Here is a 24,644-nt window from a genome sequence, read left to right as displayed (position 1 = left end):
TCAGGATCGGGCCATGACGGTTTTCGCGAACGACGGCAGGCACCGGGTGGCCGTGCTGGTCCGCGACGGTCTGCTGCCGATCGAGGTCGGGATCGTGCACCGGCTGTTCGGGCAGGCCAGGGCGGGTGACGAACCGCTGTACGAGGTGCTCACCTGCACGCTCCACCCCGGCGTGGTGCGAACCGACGCCGACTTCACGGTCAACGTCGAGCACGGCCTGGACGCGCTGGCCGAGGCCGACACGGTCGTCGTGTCCTCCTCCGACGAGGACTACGGCCCGCAGCCCGGCGGTCCGCTGCAGGGCCCGCTCGCCGACGCGTTCGGGGCCATCGCGCCGGGCACCCGCATCGCGTCCATCTGCAGTGGCGCGTTCGTCCTCGCCGCGGCCGGGCTGCTCGACGGCCGCCCCGCCACCACGCACTGGCAGTCCGCCGACGACCTGCGCACCCTGTACCCGCGCGTGCAGGTCGACCCGAACGTCCTCTACACCGAGTCCGGCAACGTCCTGACCTCGGCCGGCGTCGCGTCCGGCATCGACCTGTGCCTGCACATGATCCGCCGCGACCACGGCGCCGCGGTGGCCAACGAGGTCGCGCGCGGCACGATCGTCGCGCCCCACCGCGAGGGCGGCCAGGCCCAGTACATCCCCCGGCCGGTGCCGCAGCCGACGGTGTCCTCGACCGGCGCGGCGCGGGCGTGGGCGCTGGAGAACCTGCACCGGCCGCTGACGCTGCGGCAGCTCGCCGCGCGGGAGTCGATGAGCGTGCGCACCTTCACCCGCCGCTTCCGCGAGGAGGTCGGCCTCTCGCCCGGCCAGTGGCTCACGCAGCAACGCGTCGAACGCGCCCGCCAGCTGCTGGAGGAGACCGACCTGCCGATCGACCGGGTCGCCGAGGACGCCGGGTTCGGCAGCGCCGGTTCGCTGCGCCAGCACCTGCAGGCCGCGCTGGGCGTCTCACCGAGCGGCTACCGCTACACCTTCCGCGGCAGCCGCACCGAGGATCAGGACCACAGCTCGGCAGCCGGGAGCGGCCGGCCCAGGTAGTAGCCCTGGGCCTGGTCACAGCCGAGCCGCTTGAGGATCTCCAGCTGCTTGGCGTTCTCCACGCCCTCCGCGACGACGGTCAGGTGCACGGCGTGGGCCATCGCGATGATGCTCGTGACGATCACCTCGGCGTCCCCGGACTCGCCCAGCCCGGTGATGAAGGACCGGTCGATCTTCAACGTGTCCAGCGTCAGCCGCTGCAGCTGCGCCAGCGACGAGTAACCGGTGCCGAAGTCGTCGATCGCCAGGCACACCCCGAGCTCGCGCAGCGCGGCCAGCGTCTTGCTGGTGACCGTGGAATCCCGCATCAGCGCGCTCTCGGTGATCTCCAGGCACAGCGCGTCCGCGGGCAGCCCCGTCACCGCCAGCGCCTCCTCCACGGCCAGCACCAGCGCCGGGTCGTCGAGCTGCCGGGTGGACAGGTTGATCTTCAGCCCGACCTTCGCGCCCCGCGCCCGGCGCGACGCCACCTCCCGGGTGGTCTCCCGCAGCATGTGCGAGCCGAGCAGGTTGATCAGGTCGCTCTCCTCGGCCAGCGGGATGAACTCCGCGGGCGAGATCGGCCCGTGCACCGGGTGCGTCCAGCGCAGCAGGCCCTCGACCGCGACCATCTCGTCGGTGCGCAGGTCGACGACCGGCTGGTAGGCGGCCCACAGGCGGCCGTGCCGGACCGCGTCGCGCAGGTCCTGCTCCAGCCGCAGGCGCCGCTGCATCCGCATCCGCAGCTCGACGTCGAAGAACTCGTAGCGGCCGCGGCCCAGCGTCTTCGCGTGGTACATCGCGACGTCCGCGTCGCGCAGCAGCTCGTCGGCCTCACGCTGGTCGCCGGGGCCGGTCAGCACGATCCCGATGCTCGCGTCGACGTGCAGGCGGCGCCCGTCGACCGAGATCGGGGTGGTCACCGCGTCCCGGATGTGGTTGGTCAGCGCCCGCACCCCGGACTCGTCGTGCACGCCGAACGCGATCACCACGAACTCGTCCCCGCCGAGCCGCCCCACCACGTCCCCGGCGCGCACCGCGTGCCGCAGCCGCTCGCCGGCGATCTGCAGCACCCGGTCGCCGATCGTGTGACCCAGCGAGTCGTTGATGACCTTGAACTTGTCCAGGTCGATGAACAGCACCGCGGTGGCGCCGTAACCCTCCTCGTGCAGGGCCGCGTTGAGCCGCTGCAGCACGAGCGTGCGGTTGGCCAGCCCGGTCAGCGGGTCGTGCGTGGCGTCGTGCGCGAGCCGCTCGCCGATCGCCTTGCGCTCGGTGATGTCGCTGAACGACAGCACGAACGCCGAGGAGGCCATGTCCTCCGGGTTCATCGCCCGGCAGGACACCGACAGCCACACGATCCGGCCGTCCGCGCGCTTGGCCCGCATCACCCGGCCCTGCTGCGGCTCGCCGCCGCGGCGCAGCTGCGCGGACGGGTACTCCGACGGGTCGAGCCGCCGCCCGTCCTCGTCGTAGAGCGGCCAGTTGTCCGGCGGCGTGGCCATCAGCTCCGCCTCGGTGGCGCCGAGGATGTGCTCGGCCGCCGGGTTCGCCGACATCACCCGGCCGTTCGGGCCGATCACCAGCACACCCTCGTCCAGGGCCGCGACGACCGTGCTGAACTGGCGTTCCGCGCGGCGGCGGGCGGTCTCGTCCGCGCACACCAGCACGTAGCCGTCGTCCATCTCGGCCGCCGACACCCGCACCGCCAGCGCGGAGCCGTCCGCGGCGCGGTGGGTCGTCTGCGCGACGCCGCCGTGGGCGAGCACGTCGGCCGGGTCGAGCGGCGCGCCGACCAGCCGGCCGACCTCCTGGCCCAGCGCGTCGGCCGCGCGCCAGCCGTAGATGTTCTCGGCCGCCGGGTTCCAGCTGGTCACGCGGCCCCGCGCGTCGGTCGCGATCAGCGCGTCGCTGACGTGCTGGACGAGCGCGGCCTGGTAGCGCAACGCGGCCTCGGCGGCCTTCTGCGCGCTGACGTCGCGCATGATCACCTGGAAGGCCGGCTTGCCCTCCCAGGTCGTGCGCACCGACACCGACTCCACGGCGATCCGCTCGCCGTCGAGCCTGGTCAGCACCGCCTCCGCCGGCTCGGACGTGGCGCCCGGCTCGCTCAGCCCGGCGATCCGGCGCAGCATCGACGGCACCGACGGCGGATCCACGAAGTCGGTGATCGGGCGCCCGATCAGCTCGGACGCGGTGATGGCCCCGACGAACCGGACCGCGGCGGGGTTGGCGTAGGTCAGCACGCCGTACTGGTGCACGACGATGCCGTCCGGGCTCAGCTCGACCAGCAGGCGGTAGCGGTCGGCGAGGTCGGCGAGCTCACGGCGGTCCTCGTGCCGGTCGGTGACGTCCGTGGCGATGCCGAACAGCCCGCCGTCGAACGTGCGGGCGCGGAACCGGATCCACCGCGAGTCGCCCGCCGGCGTCTCGTAGGGCTGCTCCAGCTCCAGGTCGTGCCACACCGGCGCGGTGCGGGCGGCCAGCATCAGCGGCTCGACCAGCTCGGCGAGCCGCGCGCGGATCTCCGCGTCGGGCGCGCCGGGCAGCGCGAGCAGGCGGTCGAGGCCGGGCCGCCAGGTGAGGACGTCGTCGGCGAAGCCGAAGGACCAGATCACGGCGCGATCGGCGGACAGGGCCAGGTCGATCACCTGTTCATGATCGACGGACAGGCCGGCCACGCCTTCCCCGGGGTTGGCGTTTGGCTCCATCTTCCGTCCGATCCGCCGAGCATCTTCTGCTGTCCGATTACACCATTCGGCCGCTTCACCGTGGTCCTTGTGCACCAATCTCCGGCAGCGGACTGCGCTCGGTTATGCCCTTCCGGCTGCTCGACGTTGGCTTGGAACGAGTCCGTTCCTCGGGACGGATCGTAGAGGCAATGACGAAGGAGGGGCGAGTGCGATGGACTCGCGGCAAATGGCAATCTGCGGAATCGGAGCGGTCACCGGCTACGGCTGGGGCCGCGAGCAGCTGTGGGACGGCCTGACGTCCGGCAAGCCCGCGGCCGGGCTGGAAGCCGGGTACGGCGCCCACCCGGACGAACCCGGCTGGGTGGCGAAGGTGACCGACGGCGGTAACCCGATGGACGGACCGAGCCGGTTCGCGCGGGCGATGCGGGCCGCCGCCAGGGAGGCGATCGCCGACGCGGGGGAGCGCGGCTGGCAGCCCGGGAAGCGCGTCGGACTCCTGCACGCGGTGGTGCTCGGCGAGGTGGACCTCTGGCGGGAGTTCTACCTCGACCGGGGCCGTGACCTGCGGCCCCGCGAGTACCTCGGGCTGATGCCGTCCACGCCGATGTCCACCTTCATGCAGGAGTACGGGTTCCACGGCCCGGCGATGAACGTCTCGGCCATGTGCGCCTCCGGCAACGCCGGGCTGCTCACCGCCAAGGCCTGGCTGGACGCCGGCATCGTGGACGACGTGGTGTTCGTCGCCACCGACATCTCCGCGACGCCGGAGAACGTCCTGCACTTCGTGCGGCTCGGGGTGGCGGTGACCGACACCGAGCCGCTCGAGGCGTGCCGTCCGTTCCAGGAGGGCAGCCGCGGCTTCCTGATGGGCGAGGCGTCCGTCGCGTTCGTGCTGTCGCGGAACGCGACCCGGCCGTACGCGGTCGCCCTCGGCGGCGCGATGACGCACGACGGGTACCACGTGACCTCGGTCGACCCGGACCTCGGCCAGGTCCGCGGCTGCTTCCGGGACGCGCTGGCCAACGCCGGGGTGCCCGCCGCGGCGGTGCGCTACCTCAACGCGCACGGACCGGGGACCAAGCAGTGCGACACCGCCGAGGCGACCATCCTCGAAGAGGAGTTCGGGTCGTCGACCGGGGTGTACTCGGTCAAGCCGCTCGTCGGGCACTGCCAGGGCGCGGCCTCGGCGGTGGAGGTGTCGGTCGCCGCGCTCGGGTACGACCGCGGCTACGTCCCGGCGCCGCCCGCGGTGGCCAAGGGGCACCCGCAGCTGCTCACCGGCCGGGTGCCGATCGGTGACGGCCTGACCGTGAAGTCGTCGCTCGGCATGGGCGGCCACAACTCAGTCGTCGTGCTCGGCCCGCCGGCCTGATCGCGGCCTCCGCCCCGCGGCTCGCAAGGGGGTTGCCGCGGGGCGGAAGGCGGGCTTGTGCGCGGTGGTGCGCTGCCCGAAGATCGGGGCATGACTGTGCGCACGACACCGCCGTTCCGCGCCGATCACGTGGGCAGCCTGCTGCGGCCCGCCGAACTCCACCGGGCCCGCGAGGACTTCGCCAAGGGCGCCATCGGCGCCGGCGACCTGAAGGCCGTGGAGGACAGCGCCATCCGCGACGTCGTCGCGATGCAGCGCGAGGTCGGGCTGCGCTCGGCCACCGACGGCGAATTCCGCCGCGCCTCCTGGCACATGGACTTCATCTACGCCCTCGACGGGATCTCCCGCAGCGACGAGAAGCTGCACGTCAAGTTCCACAACGCGGCCGGGGACATCGAGTTCAGCCCGGCCGGGCTGAAGGTGGACGGCAAGGTCGGGCTGTCCGGCACGATCTTCGGTGACCACTTCGCGTTCCTCAAGTCCATTGTGGACGACACCCAGACGCCGAAGCAGACCATCCCGTCGCCCAGCATGATCTACTACCGGGGCGGTCGCCGCGCCGTCTCCGAGCAGGTCTACCCCGACCTGGAGGAGTTCTACCGCGATCTGGCCGACGCGTACGCCAAGGAGATCGCCGGGATGGCCGAGCTGGGCTGCACCTACCTGCAGCTCGACGACACCAGCCTCGCCTACCTCAACGACCCGGCGCAGCGGCAGCTCGTGGCGGAGATGGGCGGCGACCCGGACAAGCAGCACGTGCGCAACATCAAGACGATGAACGCCGCGCTCGCCGGCCGCCCGGAGGGGCTGACCGTCACCACCCACCTGTGCCGCGGCAACTTCCGCTCCTCGTGGGTGGCCTCCGGCGGGTACGACTTCGTCGCCGACGCGCTGTTCAACGAGCTGGAGGTGGACGGCTACTTCCTCGAGTTCGACGACGAGCGCTCCGGCGGGTTCGAGCCGCTGCGGTTCGTGCCGAAGGGCAAGTACGTCGTGCTCGGCCTGGTCACCACCAAACGCGGCGAGCTGGAGTCGGTCGACTCGCTGCGGCGGCGCATCGACGAGGCGGCGCGCTATGTCGACCTGGACCAGCTGTGCCTGTCCGGGCAGTGCGGGTTCTCCTCGACGGAGGAGGGCAACGACCTCACCCAGGACGAGCAGAAGGCGAAGCTGGAGCGGATCGTCGAAACCGCCGAGCTCGTGTGGGGCCGTTAACCTGGGCTGATGCGGCACACATCGGCGCAGGCGCCCTCGGTCGTCGACCGCGTGCTGGACGTGCTGGCCGCGTTCACCCCCGAACGTCCGGCGATGACGCTGTCCGAGCTGAGCCGCCGGACCGGGCTGCCGTTGTCGACCACCCACCGGCTGGTCGGCGAGCTGGCGCGGCGCGGGGCGCTGGAGCGGCAGGACGACGGGCAGTACCGGGTCGGGCTGTGGCTGTGGGAGGTCGCGTCGCTGTCCCCGCGCGGGCCGGTGCTGCGTGACGCGGCGATGCCGTTCCTGGAGGACCTGTACGAGGCCACGCACGAGAACGTGCAGCTCGCGGTGCTCGACGTGCCGGACGTCGTGTACGTGGAGCGGATCTCCGGGCGTAACGCCGTGAGCATCGTGTCCCGCCCCGGCGGGCGGCTGGCGGCGCACGCGACCGGCGTCGGGCTGGTGCTGCTCGCGCACGCGCCGTCCGACGTGCAGGAACAGGTGCTGGCCGCGCCGCTGCGCCGGTACACGCCCAAGACGATCACCGGGGCCGACGAGCTGCGCCGGGTACTGGCCGACGTGCGGCGCGACGGGTACGTGATCAGCGACCGGCAGGTGGAGATGGTGTCCCTGTCCGTCGCGGCGCCGGTGTACGGGGCCGACGACGCGGTGGTGGCGGCGATCTCGATCGTCATCCCGGCCGCTGGGCCGGATCCGAGATCGATGGTGCCGGCCGTGCGCGCGGCGGCGCGGGGGATTTCGCGGACCTTGGGGGCGCCGCGCGCGTTGCGGCAGCCCAGCTGAGGGGGTTGGGTTTGTGGGCTGGGCGCTCCCGCGGCCCTGGCGAGGCGTTGGGATGGCGTGGGCGCTGCGGCCCTGCTGAGCCACCGGGGGTGGCTGGGTTCGGCGGCTGGTGAGATGCCGGTGCCCCCGGGCGCTGCGGGCTCACCTGCGCGGCCGACCGTCGCGGCCCGCCCGCTGCGCCGCGCTCCAGCAGCCCAGGTGAGGCACCGAGATGCCGCCGGGGCGCTGTGGCCTTGCTGAACCACCGGGGGTGGCTGGGTTCGGCGCGCCGGGGTGATGCCGGTGCCCCGGGCGCTGCGGCCCACCTGCGCGGCCGAGCGTCGCGGACTACCCCGCTGCGCGATTGCTTCCAGTAGCCCAGGCGAGGCACCGAGATGGCGTGGGGCGCGCCCCGCGCGCTGCGGCCTGCTGAGCCACGGGGGTGGCTGGGTTCGGCGGGCCGGTGGGATGCCGGTGCCCCGGGCGCTGCCGCCTATCCGCTTCGCGGGCTCGGCTGATCCGCGGCCTCAGCTGATCCGCCGCGCCGGGGTGATGCCGGTCAGCAGGCGGCGCGTGCGTTCGGGCGCCCACTCCGGCAGCCCGGCCACGATGTCGCCGAGGGACTGCGCCGCCAGGCTGGCCCGCCAGGCCTCGTGGGCCTCCGCCATCTTCGCGGCCAGCACGCACGTGTCCCGGCAGTCCTCGGGCGGCAGCGCGCCCCTGCCCCGCTGCCGGATCTCCCGGCACTCGTACGGCGCGGACGCCCCATCGACCGCCTCGACGATCTCCAGCAGTGTGATTTCCGACGCGGGCCTGGCGAGCCGGAAACCGCCGCGGGGGCCGGTCGTCGCCGTCAGCACGCCGGCCCGGACCAGCGCTTTCAGCTGCTTGGCGAGGTAGGGCGCCGGCAGGTCGAAGTACTCCGCGAGCTGCGCCGTCGACGCGGTGGACCCCGGCTCGAGCTGCGCCAGCGAGGTGGCGCAGTGCAGAACCCACTCGGTGCTCGATGGCAGCTTCACAACCCCAGTGTATCTCCGATATTATGGACCCAAGACATCCACAATAGGAGGAAGCAATGCGAATCGCAGTCGCCGGAGCCACTGGCAACATCGGCAGCCGCACCGTGGCCGCGCTCGAGCGGGACGGGCACGAGGTCGTGCGGATCAGCCGCTCGCTCGGAGTCGACCTCGCCACCGGCGCGGGCCTGGACGACGCCCTGACCGGCGTCGACGCGGTCGTCGACGCCCTCAGCGCGCCACCGATGAGCAGAGACGAAACGGTGGCCTACTTCGGGAACGCCACGCGCAACCTGCTCGCCGCCGAGGAACGCGCCGGCGTGCGGCACCACGTCCTGCTGTCGATCCTCGGCGTCGACCGCGTCGAGGGCAACGCGCACTACGCGGGCAAGCGCGAGCAAGAGGGCCTGGTCGCCGCCGGTGCGGTGCCGTGGTCGATCGTCCGCGCCGCCCAGTTCCACGACTTCGCCGAGATGGCCGCGAGCTGGGGCGAGCAGGACGGGGTCGTGACGATCGCGCCGCTGCTGGTGCAGCCGATCGCCCCCGGGGACGTGGCCGCCGTGCTCGCCGAGGTCGCCACCGGCGAACCGCTCCGCGACCGCCTCGACCTCGCCGGTCCGGAGCCGCAGGACCTCGTCGACATGGCGCGCCGCACGTATGCGGCGCGCGGCCGGTCGGCGAAGTTCGTGCCGACCTGGTCCGGCCTGTTCGGGCCGGAGATGGCCGGTGAGGTGATGCTGCCCGGCGAGGGCGCCCGGCTCGCGCCGACGACGTTCGACGACTGGCTCGCCGAGCAGCACTGAGCTCCCACTGAGTGGAAGCCCTGCTGGCCCACGGCCCGGGCCGACCCGCATGCTGGGTGCCGGAACAGCGGAGTTTGGAGGACGCAGTGACGCGCACACAGGTCGGGATCATCGGCGCCGGGCCGGCCGGTCTGCTCTTGTCGTACCTGCTGCACGCCGAGGGTGTCGACGCCGTGGTCCTCGAGACGCGCAGCCGCGCCTACGTGGAGAAGCGGGTGCGCGCCGGGGTCTGCGAGCACCCGACGGTCGAGCTGCTGCGGGAGATCGGCGTCGGCACGCGGTTGGACGCCGAAGGCCTGCCGCACCACGGGTTTTCGCTGCGGTTCGACGGGCAGGACCACCGAATCGCGCTCACCGAGCTGACCGGCAAGTCGATCACGGTCTACGGGCAGCAGGAGATTGTCAAGGACCTGATCGCCGCGCACGAGGCCAAGGGCTACCCGATCCGGTTCGAGGTCAGCGACGTCGAACTGCACGACGTGGACACCGACAACCCGCGCATCACCTACCGGGACTCCGACGGTGCGGCGCAGACCCTGGCGTGCGACGTGATCGCCGGGTGCGACGGCTTCCACGGCGTCAGCCGCCCGACGATCCCCGCGGACAAGGTCAAGACCTTCGACCGCGAGTACCCGTTCGCGTGGCTGGGGGTGCTCGCGCAGACCCCGCCGTCGCACGAAGAGCTGATCTACACCCACCACGAGCGCGGGTTCGCCCTGCACAGCATGCGCTCGCCGGAGATCACGCGGCTCTACCTGCAGGTGCCCAGCGACGAGAAGATCGAGAACTGGTCCGACGATCGCATCTGGTCCGAGCTGGACGTCCGGCTCACCACGAACGCGCACGACTTCGTGTTGCGTGAGGGGCCGATCCTGGACAAGGGCATCACGCCGATGCGCAGCTTCGTCACCGAGCCCATGCAGTACGGACGGCTCTTCCTCGCCGGCGACGCGGCGCACATCGTGCCGCCGACCGGGGCGAAGGGCATGAACCTGGCCGTCGCCGACGTGCGCGTGCTGTCCCGCGCGCTGGTGGAACTGTTGCAGCACAAGCGGAGCGAGCTGGCGGAGTCCTATTCGGACACCTGCCTGCGGCGCGTGTGGCGGGCCGAGCACTTCTCCTGGTACATGACCTCGATGCTGCACGTGGACCCCTCGGCGGACGACTTCACCCGGCGGCTCCAGCTGTCGCAACTGCGGTACACGGCGTCCTCCCGCGCCGCGGCGACCAGCGTGGCGGAGAACTACGTGGGGCTGCCGTTCGCCTAGGGGGCGCCACGTGTTTTCCGCGCGTGCGTCGAAATCGCGGTGCTCTCGGACTGGGCTCGGATGCTCGCTGGGCTGACGATTCAAGAGGCGGCCGGGTACGCCTCCCCTGGTTCAGGACCACCTCAGCTGACACGGCTCTCGGCCTAGCCGGTCGGGGGTGTGTCGGGAGCGCTCGCCGAAGCGGCTGGGGTTGCCGTTCGCCTGTGTGGCGCCGCGTTTCGGCACGTACAACGAGATCGCGGTGCTCTCGGACTGGGCTCGGATGCTCGCTGGGCTGATAAGGCGGCCGGGTACGCCTCCCTGGCGTCAGCCGCGCTGCGCGTCATCCGCGCAGCCGGGGTTGCGATCCAGTCAGACGCTCGTCAGCGGGTTGCTCGGGGAATCGCGGTGATTGGCACGGCGTGGGCCGGGAAACAGAGGTGCGTTCCCGGCCACGCCAGAGAAACGGACGGGAAGCGCCGACGAGGCGGGCTGTCGTTCGCCTGCAGCGGAAACGTCAACCCCGGGTTGACGACTCCAACACCGTCAACCTAGGGTTGACGCATGACCAGTTCAGTTCGCCTCGACGACTTGATCGAGGCCATCAAGCGGCAGCACCCGGACCCCGATCCCCTCCAGCAGCTCTCCGACGCGGTGCTCCTCGGTGAGCACCTCGGCGACGTGGCCGACCACCTGATCGGCCACTTCGTCGACCAGGCACGGCGGAGCGGCGCGTCGTGGACGGAGATCGGCGCCAGCATGGGCGTTTCCAAGCAGGCGGCGCAGAAGCGGTTCGTGCCGAAGGATTCCCCCGGCGCCGGCACGGAGGCCTTCAGCCGCTTCACCGAGCGCGCCCGCCGGGCGGTCGTCAACGCCGAGAAGGTGGCCCGCGGCGCGGGCAACGAGCAGATCGAGACCACGCACATCCTGATCGGCGTGATCGGCGAGCGGGACGGCCTCGCCGCGAAGGCGGTGGAAAACCTCGGCGTCACAACGGAATCGGTCGGCGAACGGGTCAACGCGACCCTCCCGCCGCCGGTGGACGGCGAGCTGCCCGCGCACATCCCGTTCAGCCAGGACGGCCGCAAGGTCATCCAGCTCACGGTGCGGGAAGCCCTGCGACTGGGGCACAACTACGTCGGCACCGAGCACATGCTGCTCGCCCTGCTCGACCAGGCCGAGGGGCCTGCCTACGAGGTGCTCACCGAACTCGGCATCACGAAGGACGCCGTCGAGGGGCAGATCCGCGAGATGCTGCGGGGCATGTTCCCGGACGCGTGACGGGCGCCGCGCGGGCGCCCTCACGCGCCGATCAGGCCGGCTCCCCGTCACCACCCTCGACGGCGACGCTTCGCGTCCAGCTATGCCCCGACCTCGGGGCGGCCGTCCTCGGCCCAGCGGGTGTGGAACGAGCCCTCCCGGTCGACCCGGCGGTAGGTGTGCGCGCCGAAGAAGTCGCGCTGCCCCTGCACCAGGGCGGCCGGGAGACGCTCGGCGCGCAGGCCGTCGTAGTAGGCCAGCGCGGTCGAGAAGCCCGGCGTCGGGATGCCCAGACGGACCGCGGTGGAGATCACCGACCGCCACGAGTCCTGCGCGTCCTCCACGGCCTTGCGGAAGTCGCCCGCGGTGAGCAGCGTCGGCAGGCCCGGCTCGGCCGCGTAGGCGGAGCGGATGTCGTCCAGGAACTTCGCCCGGATGATGCAGCCGCCGCGCCAGATCGCGGCCAGCGCGCCGAGGTCGATGTCCCAGCCGTACTCCGCGCCGCCCGCCTGGATCTGGTTGAAGCCCTGCGCGTAGGCGACGATCTTCGACGCGTACAGCGCGCGCTCGACGTCGTCGGCGAAGGTCTCCGCCGCCGCGCCGGTCAGCGGGGCGCGCGACGGGCCGGGCAGGCCGCGGCTGGCCGCGCGCAGGTCCGCGCTGCCGGACAGCGACCGCGCGAACACCGCCTCCGCGATGCCGCTGATCGGCACACCGAGGTCCAGGCCGATCTGCACGGTCCAGCGGCCGGTGCCCTTCTGCTCGGCCTGGTCGGTGACCACGTCGACGAACGGCTTGCCGGTCGCGGCGTCGGTGTGCGCCAGCACCTCGGCGGTGATCTCGATCAGGTACGAGTCCAGCCGACCGGTGTTCCAGGTGCGGAACACCTCCGCGATCTGTGCCGGCTCGTACCCGAGCGCGCCGCGCAGCAGGTCGAACGACTCCGCGATCAGCTGCATGTCGGAGTACTCGATGCCGTTGTGCACCATCTTCACGAAGTGCCCGGCGCCGTCCGGGCCGATGTGGGTGCAGCACGGGTCGCCGTCGACCTTGGCCGAGATGCTCTCGAACAGCGGGCCGAGCGACTCGTAGGACTCCTTCGAACCGCCGGGCATGATGCTCGGCCCGTGCAGCGCGCCCTCCTCGCCGCCGGAGACGCCGGTGCCGACGAAGTGCAGCCCGCGCTCGCGCAGGGCGGCCTCGCGCCGCCGGGTGTCGGCGAAGTGCGCGTTGCCCGCGTCGACGATCACGTCGCCCTCTTCCAGCAGCGGCGCGAACTCCTCGATGACCGCGTCCGTCGGGGCGCCGGCCTTGACCATGATCACCAGCTTGCGCGGCCGTTCGAGCGCGTTCACGAACTCCTGCGCGGAGTAGGTGGGGATGAATTCGCCTTCGTCGCCGAACTGCTCCACCAGGTCGCGTGTGCGCTGTTCCGAGCGGTTGTGCAGGGCGACGGTGTGCCCGTGCCGCGCCAGGTTGCGCGCCAGGTTCCGGCCCATGACGGCCAGGCCCGTGACGCCGATGCTCGCCTTCTTGCTCATGCGCAGCCTTCCCTCTCGAAGCTCTCTCCGCACCCTAGCGCGAAGCCCTGTTCCCGCAGGTGAACGCGTGAGTAACTAGCGTTCAACCACTTTTCCTGCCAAACTCCATCCAGTCATCGCCGCGCTACGGTGCGGCATGGAGTACGGTCATGGGTTCCACTACGAGGGGACGAGGCGGGACGAGGTGCCGTGGAGCGGGTGAGGGCGCGGAAATAGGCAATGGCTAGCACCGTTACTTCCCGTCGCAAGCAACTCGGCAACGAGCTCCGGCACGCGCGACTGGCCGCGAAGATGACCCAGCAGCAGGTCGCCGAAGTGCTCGGGTGCACGCAGGGCAAGGTCAACAAGATCGAGTCCGGCGCGGTGGGCGTCAAGCTCGGCGACGTGCGCACCATGCTGGAGGCGTTCGGCATCAACGGCGACGAGTCGGAGGCGCTCATGAGCCTGGCGCGCGCCGCGGCCGGGCAGCGGGGCGCCTGGTCCGGCTACCGGTCCGTCGTGCCGCACTGGTTCCGGACGTTCACCGACCTCGAGCCGGCCGCCGTCGAGATCATGACGTGGCACGGCGAGCGCATCCCCGGCCCGCTGCAGTCCGAGCACTACATGCTCAAGCAGTTCACCGAGTTCGGCGCCACCGACGTGACGTCGCTGGTGCGCAACCGGCTGGACCGCAAGGCCGTCTTCGACCAGCCGCAGCCGCCGTACTACCGGTTCATCATCAGCGAGGCCGCGCTGCACCGCGCCCCCGGCGGCCGGGCGCCCGCCGTGATGCTGGACCAGATCGAGCACCTGCTGGAGCTGGACCGGCGCCAGCGCGTGTACATCCACGTGCTGCCGTTCGGGGCCAGGCTGGCCGCGGTGCCCAACGACTTCACGATCATGCGCTTCCCCGACCGCACCCGCGACTTCGTCTACATCGAACACTCGGCGGGCGGGATCTACCTGGACGACCAGAAGGACTTCCAGCTGTTCGTCGACGCGTGGGACCGCCTGCGCGGCGCGGCGCTGGAACGGCAGGAGACGCGCGAGTTCCTGAAGAACATGGCCGATCAGTACCGCGTCGCGATGGGAGCCTAGGCTTCGTTCAAGATCAACTTGTTGGGGGCTGGGCGTGGCTGAACCGGATCAGGACAACGTGGACCTGGACCGTCCCAACGCCGTCCGGATGTACGACTACTACCTGGGCGGCACGGGGAACTGGGCGATGGACCGCGTCCTCGGGGACAAGGTCCTGGCCGAGGTCCCGTTCGCGCCCCTGATCGCGCGCGCCAACCTGGAGTTCCTGGAACGGGTCCTGCGGTATTGCGTGCGCAACGGGATCGACCAGTTCCTCGACGTCGGCTCCGGCGGGCCGACGGTCGGCACCGTGCACCGGATCGCCGACGCGCTCGACCCGCGCAGCCGGTGCGTGTACGTGGATCGCGAACAGGTCGCCGTCGCACACGGGCAGCTGCTGCTGGAGCGCGAGGGCGACCCCGAGCGGCACGCGATCGTCCGCGCGGACCAGCGCGATCCGGACGCTGTGTGGCAGGCCGCGATGGGGGCCGGAGTGCTCGACCGGACCCGGCCGATCGCGTTGATCTTCTGCGCGGCGCTGCACTTCATCCCGAACGCCGAGCCGGCAGGCGAAATGCTGGCCCGTTACCGCGCGCGCCTGCCCGTCGGCTCGTACCTGGTGATCTCCCACGCGACGTTCGACGACCTGGACGTGCCAGCGGAGTACGCGGCGAGCATCCGGGCGGCGTTCGAGTTGTACGAGAAGTCCGGCACGCCCGCGTTCTCCCGGCGGTACGACGAGATCGTGTCGTTCTTCGGCGACTTCGAGATGGTGGAGCCGGGCGTGGTGTGGCTGCCGCAGTGGCGGCTGGACGAGGCGCCGTCCCCGGTGACGCGGAACTTCGTGGCGAACCCGTCGATGTCGATCGGGTGGTGCGGAGTGGGCCGGAAGCGCTGAATCGTTCGTCCCGCACCCGCCCGGGTGTCAGCCGACCGATATTCGGCGCCCGGCTGACCGTTCCGGCGAACGGTAGTCCTTAGCTGCGGAACCCGGTCGACCTGGTCGTGCCGGGGGACTCCGACACGACGATCGCGACCATCCAGCGGTTCCCCGTCAGGGGCGGGCAGTAGCCGTCAGCCGCGGGGCCGGGGCAGCGCCAGTTCCGCGTTGTGCCGCCACGCGTGCCAGTGCCGCCGGAACGAGCGCGGCAGCAGCGTCCACCGGCGACGGCCGGGGGTGTGCGCCGCGGGCTCGCTCCGGTGCGGAGCCGTCGAGTCGGTCAGGATCCGGACGGTCATCTCCGTCCCCCTTCCAGTAGCGGCCGGGGATTCCTGCAGACGCCCGCCGTGGCGAGGCAGTGCTCGCACGGCATGCCGGCCCCGATGGGCAGCCATTCGATCTCCGGCAGCCGGAGGCGCGCGCCGCAGCCGGCGGTCAGCGCGCCACGCAGGACCGTGCCGGGTTCGAGCGGGAACAGGTGCGCGCAGCGCCGGGTCTCGCGCGCGGTGCCGGGGGCCGGCCTGCCGATCACGGTGACCGGGCCCGGCCAGTCCTCGCGCAGGTACCAGACCGCCGAGGCGTCGGCGTCCGCCGCGAGCCAGCCGAGCATCCGGGAAAGCGCTTCCGCCGGGCTGCCCACGCGAGCGGCCTCGTCCCGGCCGTTGACCTTGCCGACGACCACGAACGGGTCCGGCCGGCACGGGGCCGCGGGCCGCTCCGCGACATCCACTCCGAGCACCGTCGACCTCCCCCAGAACACGCGACGCGGGTCTGTGATCGACCCGACCGGCGGGAATAATCCTACTCCTGGAATAATCCCAGTGTCGAGTGGTCAAAGTTTGCATCACCCGACTGGACCCACGTGGTTCCAACGAAAGGACCAGGGATCGCCCCGCTTCGCCACGCGGCGGGACGGGACCTCAGGCACGGAGGTAGGGACTGATGCCGGAATACCCGCGACCGGTGGATTACGACCCGCAGACGGCGGCGCACCTGTTCGACGAGTCGAAGTGGCAGAAGTCCTTCGCCAGCGAGCCCAACGGCGGGAACTGCGTGGAGGTCAACATGGCCGCGCCGGGGCTGGTCGGGGTCCGCGACACCAAGCTGGCGAGCAGCCCGGTGTTCGTGTTCGACGCCGGCGAGTGGGCGGCCTTCCTCGAAGGGGTCAAGGCGGGCCAGTTCGACCTGCGCTGATCCGGGATTATCGAAACTCGTGTGTTATTGACCACATCCGGGCGAGTGGCGCTTCCGGGTCGCCGGACGACCCGGAAGCGCCTGCCGGATCAGTTGGACGGCCTGCTGCCGCCGCCCGGAAACCCGCCCTGACCACCGGGGAAGCCGCCCTGCTGTCCACCAGGGAAGCCCTGCTGGGCCGAGCCGTCGGTGATCGACGTGGCCGTCGCGGTGTCGCCGGAGACCTTCGCCAGCACCGTGACCGTCGAGCCGGTCGCCAGGTTGCCCGCCTTCTCCGTCGACGAGTCGATCACGTAGGTCTGGGTGTAGCCGTCCTTGCTCTTGACCGTGATCGAGGTGGCGCTCAGCGCGCTGACCTCGCCGGTCTGGAACCGCTCGATGGCGTAGCCGCCGTCGGCCGACACCGTGAAGTCGCCGTGCAGCGCCTCGCGCAGGATCGACGCGGTGCCGCCGGCGCCACCCATCATGCGTCCGCCGCCGGGGAAGCCACCCATCCCGCCCTGCTGGTTCGCCTCGGACGAGGTGCCCGCGTAGATCGCGACCCCGCCGACGGCGGCGATGACGACCGCGACGGCCGCGGCGATCGCGGTCTTCCTGCCGGACCACTTCGGCGCGGGCGGTTGCGGGTCGCCCCACGCGGCGGCAGGTGCCTCGGTGGTCGTCGGCTCCGTGCTCATCGTGTCCCTTTCGCGTTCGGTCGCGGCAGGGTCCACCCCTGCCACCCCACAGGTTCGGCGGCCCGGCTGTGCGGAGGCTGTGTGCGAGGTGGGCGGACCCTGTGCGCGTCCACCGCTCACAGGGAACACACAGACGGGTCACAGGGAAGACCCACCGGAGCGGCCGAAGATGGGACCATGACCAGCATGAACGCCGCGACGTCCGGTGCGGGCAAGGCCGATCTCAAGCACCCAGACGGCTCGGCGGTGCGCGTCCTCGTGGTCGACGACGAGGAGACCCTGGCCGAGCTGGTGTCGATGGCCCTGCGCATGGAGGGCTGGGAGACCCGCAGCGCGGGCACCGGCACCGAGGCGGTCCGCGTGGCCCGCGACTTCCGCCCGGACGCCGTCGTCCTCGACGTGATGCTGCCCGACTTCAGCGGCCTGGAGGTGCTGAGCAAGCTGCGTGCCGAGGCGCCGCACCTGCCCGTGCTGTTCCTCACCGCGCGGGACGCGGTCGAGGACCGCATCGCCGGGCTGACCGCGGGCGGCGACGACTACGTGACCAAGCCGTTCAGCCTGGAAGAGGTCGTGCTGCGGCTGCGTGCGCTGCTGCGCCGCTCGCGGGTGGTGTCCGCCAACGAGGGCTCGACGCTGACGGTCGGCGACCTGACCCTGGACGAGGACAGCCGCGAGGTGTTCCGCGGCGGCGACCCGATCTCGCTGACCGCGACCGAGTTCGAGCTGCTCCGCTTCCTGATGCGCAACCCGAAGCGGGTGCTGTCCAAGGCCCAGATCCTGGACCGGGTGTGGAGTTACGACTTCGGCGGCCAGGCCAACATCGTGGAGCTCTACATTTCCTACCTGCGGAAGAAGATCGACGCGGGCAGGGAGCCGATGATCCACACCATGCGCGGCGCGGGGTATGTCCTCAAACCGGCAGGCTGAGCACGCCCGCCCGCGGCGGCTCCTGCCCTCCTCCCTGCGCGGCAAGCTGATCGCGCAGGTCATCGCGCTGCTCGCGCTCGTGTGCCTGGTCGTCGGCCTGGTCACCGAAATCGCGCTGCGCAGCTTCCTCTACCACCAGCTCGACGACCGCCTGGCCGCCGCGAGCGAGCGCGGCACCCGCCAGCCGCCGCCGGGCTCCTGGAACGGCTCGCCCAACCAGCCGCCGCCGGACTCGCTCCGGGTCCCCGGGCAGGGCATCGGCACGCTGGCCGTCGTCGTGTTCCCGGACGGCGCCGTGCGGGCCGGGGTGCTGCGCGGGGGTTCGACTTCCTCGGACAACCCGTTCCCCAGCGACCCGGTGCCGTCCGCGGAGCTGCGCACCCTGCTCGCGCTGCCCGCCGACGGCAAGCGGCGCAGTGTCGACCTCGGCGACCTGGGCGACTACCGGGTCGTGTCGGTGCGCGCGCACGACGGCGCGCTGCTGATCACCGGTCTGCCGCTGGCGGAGGTGAACGAGACGCTGTGGCGGCTCGGCTTCATCTTCGGCGGGGTCGCGCTCGGCGGCCTGCTCATCGCGGGCGGGCTCGGCGCGATCACCATCCGCCGCACCATGCGCCCGCTGGACCGGCTCGCGGACACCGCGTCGAAGGTGTCCCAGCTGCAGCTCGACCGCGGTGAGGTGGCGTTGTCGATCCGGGTGCCGCCGGTGGACACCGACACCCGCACCGAGGTCGGCAAGGTCGGCGCGGCGTTCAACCAGATGCTCGGGCACGTCGGCGCGGCGCTGAACGCGCGGCAGGCCAGCGAGAGCCGGGTGCGCCAGTTCGTCGCCGACGCCAGCCACGAGCTGCGCACGCCGCTCGCGGCCATCCGCGGGTACGCCGAGCTGGCCCGGCGCAGCGGTGATCAGGTACCGCCGGACATCGCGTTCGCGATGGGCCGGGTCGAGTCCGAATCGGCCCGGATGACCACCCTGGTCGAGGACCTGCTGCTGCTCGCGCGCCTGGACTCCGGGCGGCACCGCGTCTACGAGCCGGTCGACTTGTCCCGCATCGTCGCCGACGCGGTGTCCGACGCGCACGTCGCCGGGCCGGACCACCGGTGGCAGTTGGACGTGCCTGCCGACCCGATCACCGTCGTCGGCGACGCCGACCAGCTGCACCAGGTCGTGCTCAACCTGCTCAACAACGCCCGCACCCACACCCCGCCGGACACGGTGGTCACCACCAAGCTGGCCGTCGAGGGCGACGAGGTCGTGCTGCGGGTGACCGACAACGGACCCGGCATCGCGCCGGAGGTCCTGCCGACGGTGTTCGAGCGGTTTGCCCGAGGCGACACGTCCCGGTCCCGCGCGGCCGGCAGCACCGGGCTCGGGCTGGCGATCGTGGCCGCCGTCGTCGCCGCCCACCGCGGCCGCGTCGGCGTCGAAAGCAAGCCGGGTCACACCGAATTCACGGTGCGTTTCCCCAGGTAGCCCGTTCGGGAGCCGCTCACAGGCTCCGCACAGCTCGGGCACATGATCGCCACAACGCGGCGGGCCACCGTCGAGCTCATGACGACCTCCGCCGACGCCTCTCCCGCACCTCGGCCGGCCGACCCGCAACGGAGCACGTCCCCGGTCCTCGACGTCGTCGTCCCCGTGTACAACGAGGAGACCGACCTCGCGCCCTGCGTGCGCCGCCTGCACACCTACCTCTCCGACGCGCTGCCCTACCCGTTCCGCATCACCGTCGCCGACAACGCGAGCACCGACTCGACGCTGTCGATCGCGCGGGCGCTCGCCGCCGAGCTGCCCGAGGTCGAGGTGCGGCACCTGGACCAGAAGGGCCGCGGCCGCGCGCTCAACGCCGTCTGGTCCGCCTCCGACGCCCAGGTGCTGGCCTACATGGACGTCGACCTGTCCACCGACCTCGCCGCGCTGTTCCCGCTGGTCGCGCCGCTCATCTCGGGGCACTCCGACCTGGCGATCGGCTCCCGGCTGGCCCGCGGCGCCCGGGTGGTGCGCGGGCCCAAGCGCGAGTTCATCTCGCGCTGCTACAACCTGATCCTGCGCGGCGCGCTGGCCGCCCGGTTCACCGACGCGCAGTGCGGCTTCAAGGCGATCCGCGCCGAGGTCGCCCGCGAGCTGTTGCCGCTGGTCGAGGACACCGGCTGGTTCTTCGACACCGAGCTGCTCGTCCTCGCGCAGCGCTCCGGCCTGCGCATCCACGAGGTGCCGGTGGACTGGGTGGACGACCCGAACTCGTCGGTCGACATCGTCGCCACCGCCACCGCGGACCTCAAGGGCGTCGCCAGGATGATCCGCGGCTTCGCCCGCGGCACCCTGCCCATCAGCCAGATCCGCGCCCAGCTGGGGAGGCACCCGATCGCCGTCACCGAACCCGGCGTCCCGCCGAAACTGGCCAGGCAGCTCGTCCGGTTCGCCGCGATCGGCGTCGGCAGCACCCTGGCCTACCTGGCGCTCTACGTCCTGCTCCGCACCGGCGTCGGCGCGCAGGCCGCGAACCTGATCGCGTTGCTGGTCACCGCGGTCGCCAACACCGCGGCCAACCGGCGGTTCACCTTCGGCGTGCGCGGGTCGAAGGGCGCGGGGCGGCACCAGTTCGAAGGCCTGATCGTCTTCGGGCTCGGGCTGGCGCTGACCAGCGGATCACTCGCGCTCCTGCACGCCGGCGCCGAACCCGGCAGGTTCGCCGAGCTGGTGGTGCTCGTGCTGGCCAACCTGGCCGCGACCGTCCTGCGGTTCCTGCTGTTCCGCAACTGGGTCTTCCGAAAGAACCGATAGGAGAACCGACTCGACATGTCGACTGCGGCTGTTTCCTCCGATCCGGCCCGCCTCGGGCCGGTCCCCGCCGCGGCGCGAACGCGGACCGCGGGCCGTCCGCCGTGGGTCCGGCCGTCGGTCGCCGTCCTGCTGGTCGCGACCGCCGCGCTGTACCTGTGGAACCTGAGCGCGTCCGGGTACGCCAACGACTTCTACGCCATGGCCGTGCAGGCGGGCACGAAGAACTGGGAGGCGCTGTTCTTCGGGTCGCTGGACCCGGGCAACGTCATCACCGTCGACAAACCACCCGCGTCGCTGTGGCTGATGGCGCTGTCCGGGCGGCTGCTCGGCTTCTCCAGCTTCAGCATGCTGCTGCCCAACGCGTTGTGCGGCGTGGGTTCGGTGGCGCTGCTGTACGCCGCGGTGCGGCGCACGTCGGGTCCGCTGGCCGGGCTGATCGCCGGGGCGGCGCTCGCGCTGACGCCGGTCGCGGCGCTGATGTTCAAGTTCAACAACCCGGACGCGCTGCTGGTGCTGCTGATGGTGGCCGGCGCGTACTGCACCGTCCGGGCGCTGGACCGGGCGAGCACCGTCTGGCTGATGCTCGCCGGCGCCGCGCTCGGGTTCGGGTTCCTCACCAAGATGCTGCAGGCGTTCCTGGTGCTGCCCGCGTTCGCGCTGGTGTACCTGGTCGCGGCGCCGACCGGGCTGGGCAGGCGGCTGCTGCAGCTGGTTTACGCCGCGGTCGCGCTCGTCGTCGCGACCGGGTGGTGGATCGTCGCCGTCGCGCTGTGGCCCACCGAGTCCCGGCCCTACATCGGCGGATCCACCGACAACACGCCGCTGGAGCTGGCCTTCGGCTACAACGGCCTCGGCCGCATCTTCGGCGGCGACGGCAACGGTGGCGGTGGTGGCGGCATGGGCGGCAACACCATGTTCGGCGGCGAGACCGGCCTGTTCCGCATGTTCGGCGCCGCGTTCGGGGTGGAGATCTCGTGGCTGCTGCCCGCCGCGCTGATCGCGCTGGCCGCCGGGCTGTGGTTCACCCGGTTCGCGCCGCGCCTGGACCGGACGCGTGCCGCGCTGCTGCTGTGGGGCGGCTGGACGGTCGTCACCGCGCTGGTGTTCAGCTTCATGAGCGGCACGATCCACCCGTACTACACGGTGGCGCTCGCCCCGGGCATCGCCGGGCTGGTCGGCATCGGCGTGGTGGAACTGTGGCGCGGACGGCACAACTTCGCCGCGCGGATCGTGCTGGCGCTGATGCTCGCGGCGACCGGTGTGTGGGACTTCATCCTGCTGGCCCGCACGCCGGACTGGCAGCCGTGGCTGCGGTGGGTGCTGCTGCTGCTGACCGCGCTCGTGGTGGCCGGGCTGCTGTTCGGGCTGGACCGGATCCGGCGCGCGGGAATCGTGCTCGCCGTCGCCGGGGTGATCACCGGGCTGCTCGCGCCAGGGGCGTACGCCGTGGTCACCGCGAGCCAGGGGCACACCGGGTCCATCCCGACGTCCGGGCCGTCCGGCAACTCGATGGGCTTCGGCGACCGGGCAGGAGCCGAGTCGGCCGAACTGATCGCGCTGCTCCGGCAGACCACCACCAAGTGGTCGGCGGCGACCAACGGCTCCCAGTCCGCGGCCGGCCTCGCGCTGAACTCGGACACCGCGGTGATCGCCATCGGCGGCTTCAACGGCGGCGACCCCGCACCGACGCTGGCGGAGTTCCAGCAGTACGTCGCCCGGGGCGAGATCACGTACTACGTCTCCGGCGGCATGGGCCGCGGCGGCTCCGGCGAGATCGCGCAGTGGGTGGCGGAGAACTTCACAGCTCAGACGGTGGGCGGCAGCACGGTCTACGACCTGACGACAGGTGCGACGACCGGTTGAGTACACTGAAGGCGGACCCCCGCGGCGTCCATCCTGTGAACCTCCCCAGGGCCGGAAGGCAGCAAGGATAAGCAGGCTCTGACGGGTGCGGGGGTCCCCTTCGTCAAGGGCTCTGCCCTTGCACGAAGGGGACTACGTCCGCTGTGTCTTCCGGGGGGCGACCCCCCGGACCCCCACGGTGCGAGCTCCTCGGCCTGGCGGGCGCTGGGCGCGTTGGGTTTGGACCAGCTCAGGTTTCGGCTGTCAGGATCGGCTGGAAGAAGCCGCTCTCCTCAGGCTCGTGCCACATCGGTCCGGAGAATCCAGCCACGTCGACCAGGTCCTGCAGCTCGGCGCGGGTGATTGCCCAGTATGTCGTCGTGTGGACCTTCGTCGTCAAGTTTGGGAGTACCTGGAACAGCTCCACGTCGTAACGTTCGCCATCGGGGTGCCAGTGCCAGAGTTGGAAAGTGATCGTGCGGCCGTCCGGGGCCTCGTGCTCTGATGGGGGTGTGGCGGCTGGGTGGGTGCGTCTTGCCTCGTCGTAGTCGCGGGTGCTCAGGATCAGCCGGCCGGGTTCGCGCAGGACGCGGTGCATTTCGGTGAGCGCCCGGAGCACGTCCTCGGGCGTCAGCAGGTGTGGGAGTGAGTTGTCGGCGCAGACGACGGCGTCGAAGGTCGCGGCCGGGAACGGCAGGGCGCGCATGTCGGCGGCGGCGACCGGGAGGTCGGGCACCCGGGCCAGCGCGCCGGGGCTGAGATCGGTGCCCACCACCTCGTGGCCCTGTGCGGCCAGGCCCAGGGCCTGGGTGCCGATGCCGCACGCGCAGTCCAGCACCCGCCGCGGGGAGCCGCCCAGCAGCCGGTGCAGCGCTTCGCCCTGGCGGCGGACGCTCGACGGCCAGTCCGCGTAGATGCGGTGGTAGTCCGCGGCCAGCCGGTCGTAGAAGCGGCGGGTCACGCCCAGCAGGCTAGTCCGAGCTTGTCGGTGGCGGCCGGTACTCTCGCCTCGTGGCCCTGGCTCTCTACCGCAAGTACCGTCCGGCGACCTTCGCCGAGGTCGTCGGGCAGGAGCACGTCACCGAACCGCTGCGCGCCGCCCTCACCGCGGGCCGCATCAACCACGCGTACCTGTTCAGCGGGCCGCGCGGCTGCGGCAAGACGTCCAGCGCGCGCATCATGGCCCGCTCGCTGAACTGCGTCGAAGGCCCCACCCCGGACCCGTGCGGCAAGTGCGATTCGTGCCGCGCGCTGGCGCCCGAGGGGCCGGGCAGCATCGACGTCACCGAGCTCGACGCGGCCAGCCACGGTGGTGTCGACGACGCCCGCGAGCTGCGCGACCGCGCCTTCTACGCGCCTGCCGAGTCGCGGTACCGGGTGTTCATCATCGACGAGGCCCACATGGTCACGACGCAGGGTTTCAACGCCCTGCTGAAGATCGTCGAGGAGCCGCCGGAGCACCTGATCTTCATCTTCGCGACCACCGAACCGGACAAGGTGCTGCCCACCATCCGGTCGCGGACGCACCACTACCCCTTCCGGCTGATCCCGCCGAGCGCGATGCGCGACCTGCTGGAGCGCAACGTCGCGGCCGAGGGCATCCACGTCGACCCGGCCGTGTACCCGCTGGTGATCCGCGCGGGCGGCGGTTCGGCGCGTGACACCCAGTCGGTGCTGGACCAGCTGCTGGCCGGCGCGGGCCCGGACGGCGTGACGTACGACAGGGCCATCTCGCTGCTCGGCGTCACCGACTCGGCGCTGATCGACGACATGATCGACGGCCTCGCCGCGGACGACTCGGCGGCGGTGTTCGGCACGGTCGAGCGCCTGGTCGAGGCCGGGCACGAGCCGCGACGCTTCGCCAGCGACCTGCTCGACCGGCTGCGTGACCTGGTGCTGCTGCGGTCGGTCCCGGACGCGGCGGCGCGCAACCTGGTGTCGGCGCCCGCGGACGAGCTGGACCGCATGACGGCGCAGGCCGAGCGCGCAGGCCTGGCGACGCTGACCCGGTACGCGGAGATCGTGCACAACGGCCTGCTGGAGATGCGGGGCGCCACCGCGCCGCGGCTGCTGCTGGAGCTGTTGTGCGCCCGGATGCTGCTGCCGTCGGCGTCGGAGAGTGAAGCGGCGGTGCTGCAGCGGTTGGAGCGCCTGGAGCGACGGGTCACCGTGAGCGGCGGGGGAAGCCTGCCCGCCGCTGATGGGCAGGTCGCCGCTGCCGCACCCGAGCGGTTCCAGCGGCCGTCGCAACGCGCGGCGGCTCCGGCGGCTGCCGCCGAGGTGGCTG

At 71.8% G+C, this 24,644-nt stretch carries 22 protein-coding genes and 1 other RNA gene; 16 read left to right on the top strand and 7 right to left on the bottom strand.

Annotated elements, in window-relative coordinates:
- Positions 1-13 precede the first annotated feature (13 nt).
- Complete coding sequence (locus ABZ193_RS25290) at positions 14-1,045, top strand: helix-turn-helix domain-containing protein (protein ID WP_354711689.1); 1,032 nt, start codon at positions 14-16, stop codon at positions 1,043-1,045.
- Here the strand turns inward: ABZ193_RS25290 and ABZ193_RS25285 are convergent.
- Complete coding sequence (locus ABZ193_RS25285) at positions 1,003-3,735, bottom strand: EAL domain-containing protein (RefSeq protein ID WP_027935908.1); 2,733 nt, start codon at positions 3,733-3,735, stop codon at positions 1,003-1,005. The two genes, ABZ193_RS25290 and ABZ193_RS25285, sit on opposite strands and share 43 nt — an antisense overlap.
- Positions 3,736-3,928: 193 nt before the next feature.
- Here ABZ193_RS25285 and ABZ193_RS25280 point away from each other — a divergent pair, with 193 nt between their 5' ends.
- The 3 genes from ABZ193_RS25280 (at position 3,929) to ABZ193_RS25270 (ending at position 7,090) form a co-directional block, all read left to right on the top strand.
- On the top strand, positions 3,929-5,089 hold the full coding sequence (locus ABZ193_RS25280; protein ID WP_027935907.1) for a beta-ketoacyl synthase N-terminal-like domain-containing protein: 1,161 nt from the start codon (positions 3,929-3,931) through the stop codon (positions 5,087-5,089).
- Positions 5,090-5,179: 90 nt separating this feature from the next.
- Complete coding sequence (locus ABZ193_RS25275) at positions 5,180-6,304, top strand: 5-methyltetrahydropteroyltriglutamate--homocysteine S-methyltransferase (RefSeq protein WP_020418265.1); 1,125 nt, start codon at positions 5,180-5,182, stop codon at positions 6,302-6,304.
- Between the two features lie 9 nt (positions 6,305-6,313).
- On the top strand, positions 6,314-7,090 hold the full coding sequence (locus tag ABZ193_RS25270) for an IclR family transcriptional regulator (protein ID WP_020418264.1): 777 nt from the start codon (positions 6,314-6,316) through the stop codon (positions 7,088-7,090).
- Positions 7,091-7,596: 506 nt separating this feature from the next.
- On the opposite strand, the gene ABZ193_RS25265 is transcribed toward ABZ193_RS25270, so the two are convergent.
- Positions 7,597-8,088, bottom strand: coding sequence for an Rrf2 family transcriptional regulator (locus ABZ193_RS25265; RefSeq protein WP_020418263.1), 492 nt, complete (start codon positions 8,086-8,088; stop codon positions 7,597-7,599).
- Positions 8,089-8,144: 56 nt separating this feature from the next.
- On the opposite strand from ABZ193_RS25265, the gene ABZ193_RS25260 reads away from it, so the two are divergent.
- The 3 genes from ABZ193_RS25260 to ABZ193_RS25250 all read left to right on the top strand — a co-directional run bounded on the left by ABZ193_RS25260 (position 8,145) and on the right by ABZ193_RS25250 (position 11,416).
- Positions 8,145-8,888, top strand: a complete 744-nt coding sequence (locus ABZ193_RS25260; RefSeq protein WP_354711688.1) for an NAD(P)H-binding protein — start codon at positions 8,145-8,147, stop codon at positions 8,886-8,888.
- 86 nt (positions 8,889-8,974) lie between these two features.
- Positions 8,975-10,156, top strand: a complete 1,182-nt coding sequence (gene pobA / locus ABZ193_RS25255; protein WP_020418261.1) for a 4-hydroxybenzoate 3-monooxygenase — start codon at positions 8,975-8,977, stop codon at positions 10,154-10,156.
- A 543-nt stretch (positions 10,157-10,699) separates the two neighbouring features.
- On the top strand, positions 10,700-11,416 hold the full coding sequence (locus tag ABZ193_RS25250; RefSeq protein WP_354711687.1) for a Clp protease N-terminal domain-containing protein: 717 nt from the start codon (positions 10,700-10,702) through the stop codon (positions 11,414-11,416).
- Positions 11,417-11,496: 80 nt separating this feature from the next.
- Here the strand turns inward: ABZ193_RS25250 and gndA are convergent, their stop codons facing one another.
- Positions 11,497-12,936 carry an NADP-dependent phosphogluconate dehydrogenase gene (gene gndA / locus ABZ193_RS25245; RefSeq protein ID WP_020418259.1) on the bottom strand — a complete coding sequence of 480 codons (1,440 nt, stop codon included), beginning with the start codon at positions 12,934-12,936 and terminating at the stop codon, positions 11,497-11,499.
- A gap of 219 nt (positions 12,937-13,155) precedes the next feature.
- Here gndA and ABZ193_RS25240 point away from each other — a divergent pair, with 219 nt between their 5' ends.
- Positions 13,156-14,013, top strand: a complete 858-nt coding sequence (locus ABZ193_RS25240; protein WP_027935906.1) for a helix-turn-helix transcriptional regulator — start codon at positions 13,156-13,158, stop codon at positions 14,011-14,013.
- Between the two features lie 34 nt (positions 14,014-14,047).
- Positions 14,048-14,890, top strand: a complete 843-nt coding sequence (locus ABZ193_RS25235) for an SAM-dependent methyltransferase (RefSeq protein ID WP_354711685.1) — start codon at positions 14,048-14,050, stop codon at positions 14,888-14,890.
- Positions 14,891-15,066: 176 nt separating this feature from the next.
- Here the strand turns inward: ABZ193_RS25235 and ABZ193_RS25230 are convergent, their stop codons facing one another.
- Together ABZ193_RS25230 and ABZ193_RS25225 are read right to left on the bottom strand one after the other, a co-directional pair.
- Complete coding sequence (locus tag ABZ193_RS25230; protein WP_354711684.1) at positions 15,067-15,231, bottom strand: hypothetical protein; 165 nt, start codon at positions 15,229-15,231, stop codon at positions 15,067-15,069.
- A complete protein-coding gene (locus tag ABZ193_RS25225; protein ID WP_354711682.1) occupies positions 15,228-15,671 on the bottom strand; it encodes a hypothetical protein in 444 nt (147 codons plus the stop codon). Before ABZ193_RS25225 ends, ABZ193_RS25230 begins: the two co-directional genes overlap by 4 nt.
- A gap of 203 nt (positions 15,672-15,874) precedes the next feature.
- On the opposite strand from ABZ193_RS25225, the gene ABZ193_RS25220 reads away from it, so the two are divergent.
- Positions 15,875-16,126 (top strand): DUF397 domain-containing protein, encoded by a 252-nt coding sequence (locus ABZ193_RS25220; RefSeq protein WP_020418254.1) that lies wholly within the window; start codon positions 15,875-15,877, stop codon positions 16,124-16,126.
- An 89-nt stretch (positions 16,127-16,215) separates the two neighbouring features.
- Here ABZ193_RS25220 and ABZ193_RS25215 read toward each other — a convergent pair whose 3' ends face one another.
- Entirely contained in the window at positions 16,216-16,803 is a 588-nt protein-coding gene (locus ABZ193_RS25215; protein WP_020418253.1) for a hypothetical protein, read from the bottom strand.
- A 177-nt stretch (positions 16,804-16,980) separates the two neighbouring features.
- Here ABZ193_RS25215 and ABZ193_RS25210 point away from each other — a divergent pair, with 177 nt between their 5' ends.
- The 5 genes from ABZ193_RS25210 to ffs all read left to right on the top strand — a co-directional run bounded on the left by ABZ193_RS25210 (position 16,981) and on the right by ffs (position 22,483).
- The gene (locus ABZ193_RS25210) at positions 16,981-17,730 is read left to right on the top strand and encodes a response regulator transcription factor (protein WP_272882129.1); all 750 of its coding nucleotides are present in this window, start codon (positions 16,981-16,983) and stop codon (positions 17,728-17,730) included.
- Positions 17,708-19,204 carry an ATP-binding protein gene (locus ABZ193_RS25205; protein WP_354711681.1) on the top strand — a complete coding sequence of 499 codons (1,497 nt, stop codon included), beginning with the start codon at positions 17,708-17,710 and terminating at the stop codon, positions 19,202-19,204. The genes ABZ193_RS25210 and ABZ193_RS25205 overlap by 23 nt, the downstream gene beginning before the upstream one ends.
- Before the next feature lie 78 nt (positions 19,205-19,282).
- Positions 19,283-20,515, top strand: coding sequence for a bifunctional glycosyltransferase family 2/GtrA family protein (locus ABZ193_RS25200; protein WP_354711680.1), 1,233 nt, complete (start codon positions 19,283-19,285; stop codon positions 20,513-20,515).
- Between the two features lie 15 nt (positions 20,516-20,530).
- Entirely contained in the window at positions 20,531-22,378 is a 1,848-nt protein-coding gene (locus tag ABZ193_RS25195; RefSeq protein WP_354711678.1) for a glycosyltransferase family 39 protein, read from the top strand.
- An 8-nt stretch (positions 22,379-22,386) separates the two neighbouring features.
- Positions 22,387-22,483, top strand: an RNA gene (gene ffs, locus ABZ193_RS25190) — signal recognition particle sRNA small type.
- 124 nt (positions 22,484-22,607) lie between these two features.
- Here ffs and ABZ193_RS25185 read toward each other — a convergent pair.
- Complete coding sequence (locus ABZ193_RS25185) at positions 22,608-23,318, bottom strand: class I SAM-dependent methyltransferase (RefSeq protein WP_354711677.1); 711 nt, start codon at positions 23,316-23,318, stop codon at positions 22,608-22,610.
- Positions 23,319-23,368: 50 nt separating this feature from the next.
- On the opposite strand from ABZ193_RS25185, the gene ABZ193_RS25180 reads away from it, so the two are divergent.
- Positions 23,369-24,644 (top strand): DNA polymerase III subunit gamma and tau (locus ABZ193_RS25180; protein ID WP_354711676.1); only part of this gene is annotated, 1,276 nt, incomplete at its 3' end.

Source organism: Amycolatopsis sp. NPDC006125 (genome assembly GCF_040614195.1).
GTDB lineage: Bacteria > Actinomycetota > Actinomycetes > Mycobacteriales > Pseudonocardiaceae > Amycolatopsis_E > Amycolatopsis_E tucumanensis.
This window is presented reverse-complemented; position numbering and strand designations above follow the sequence as displayed.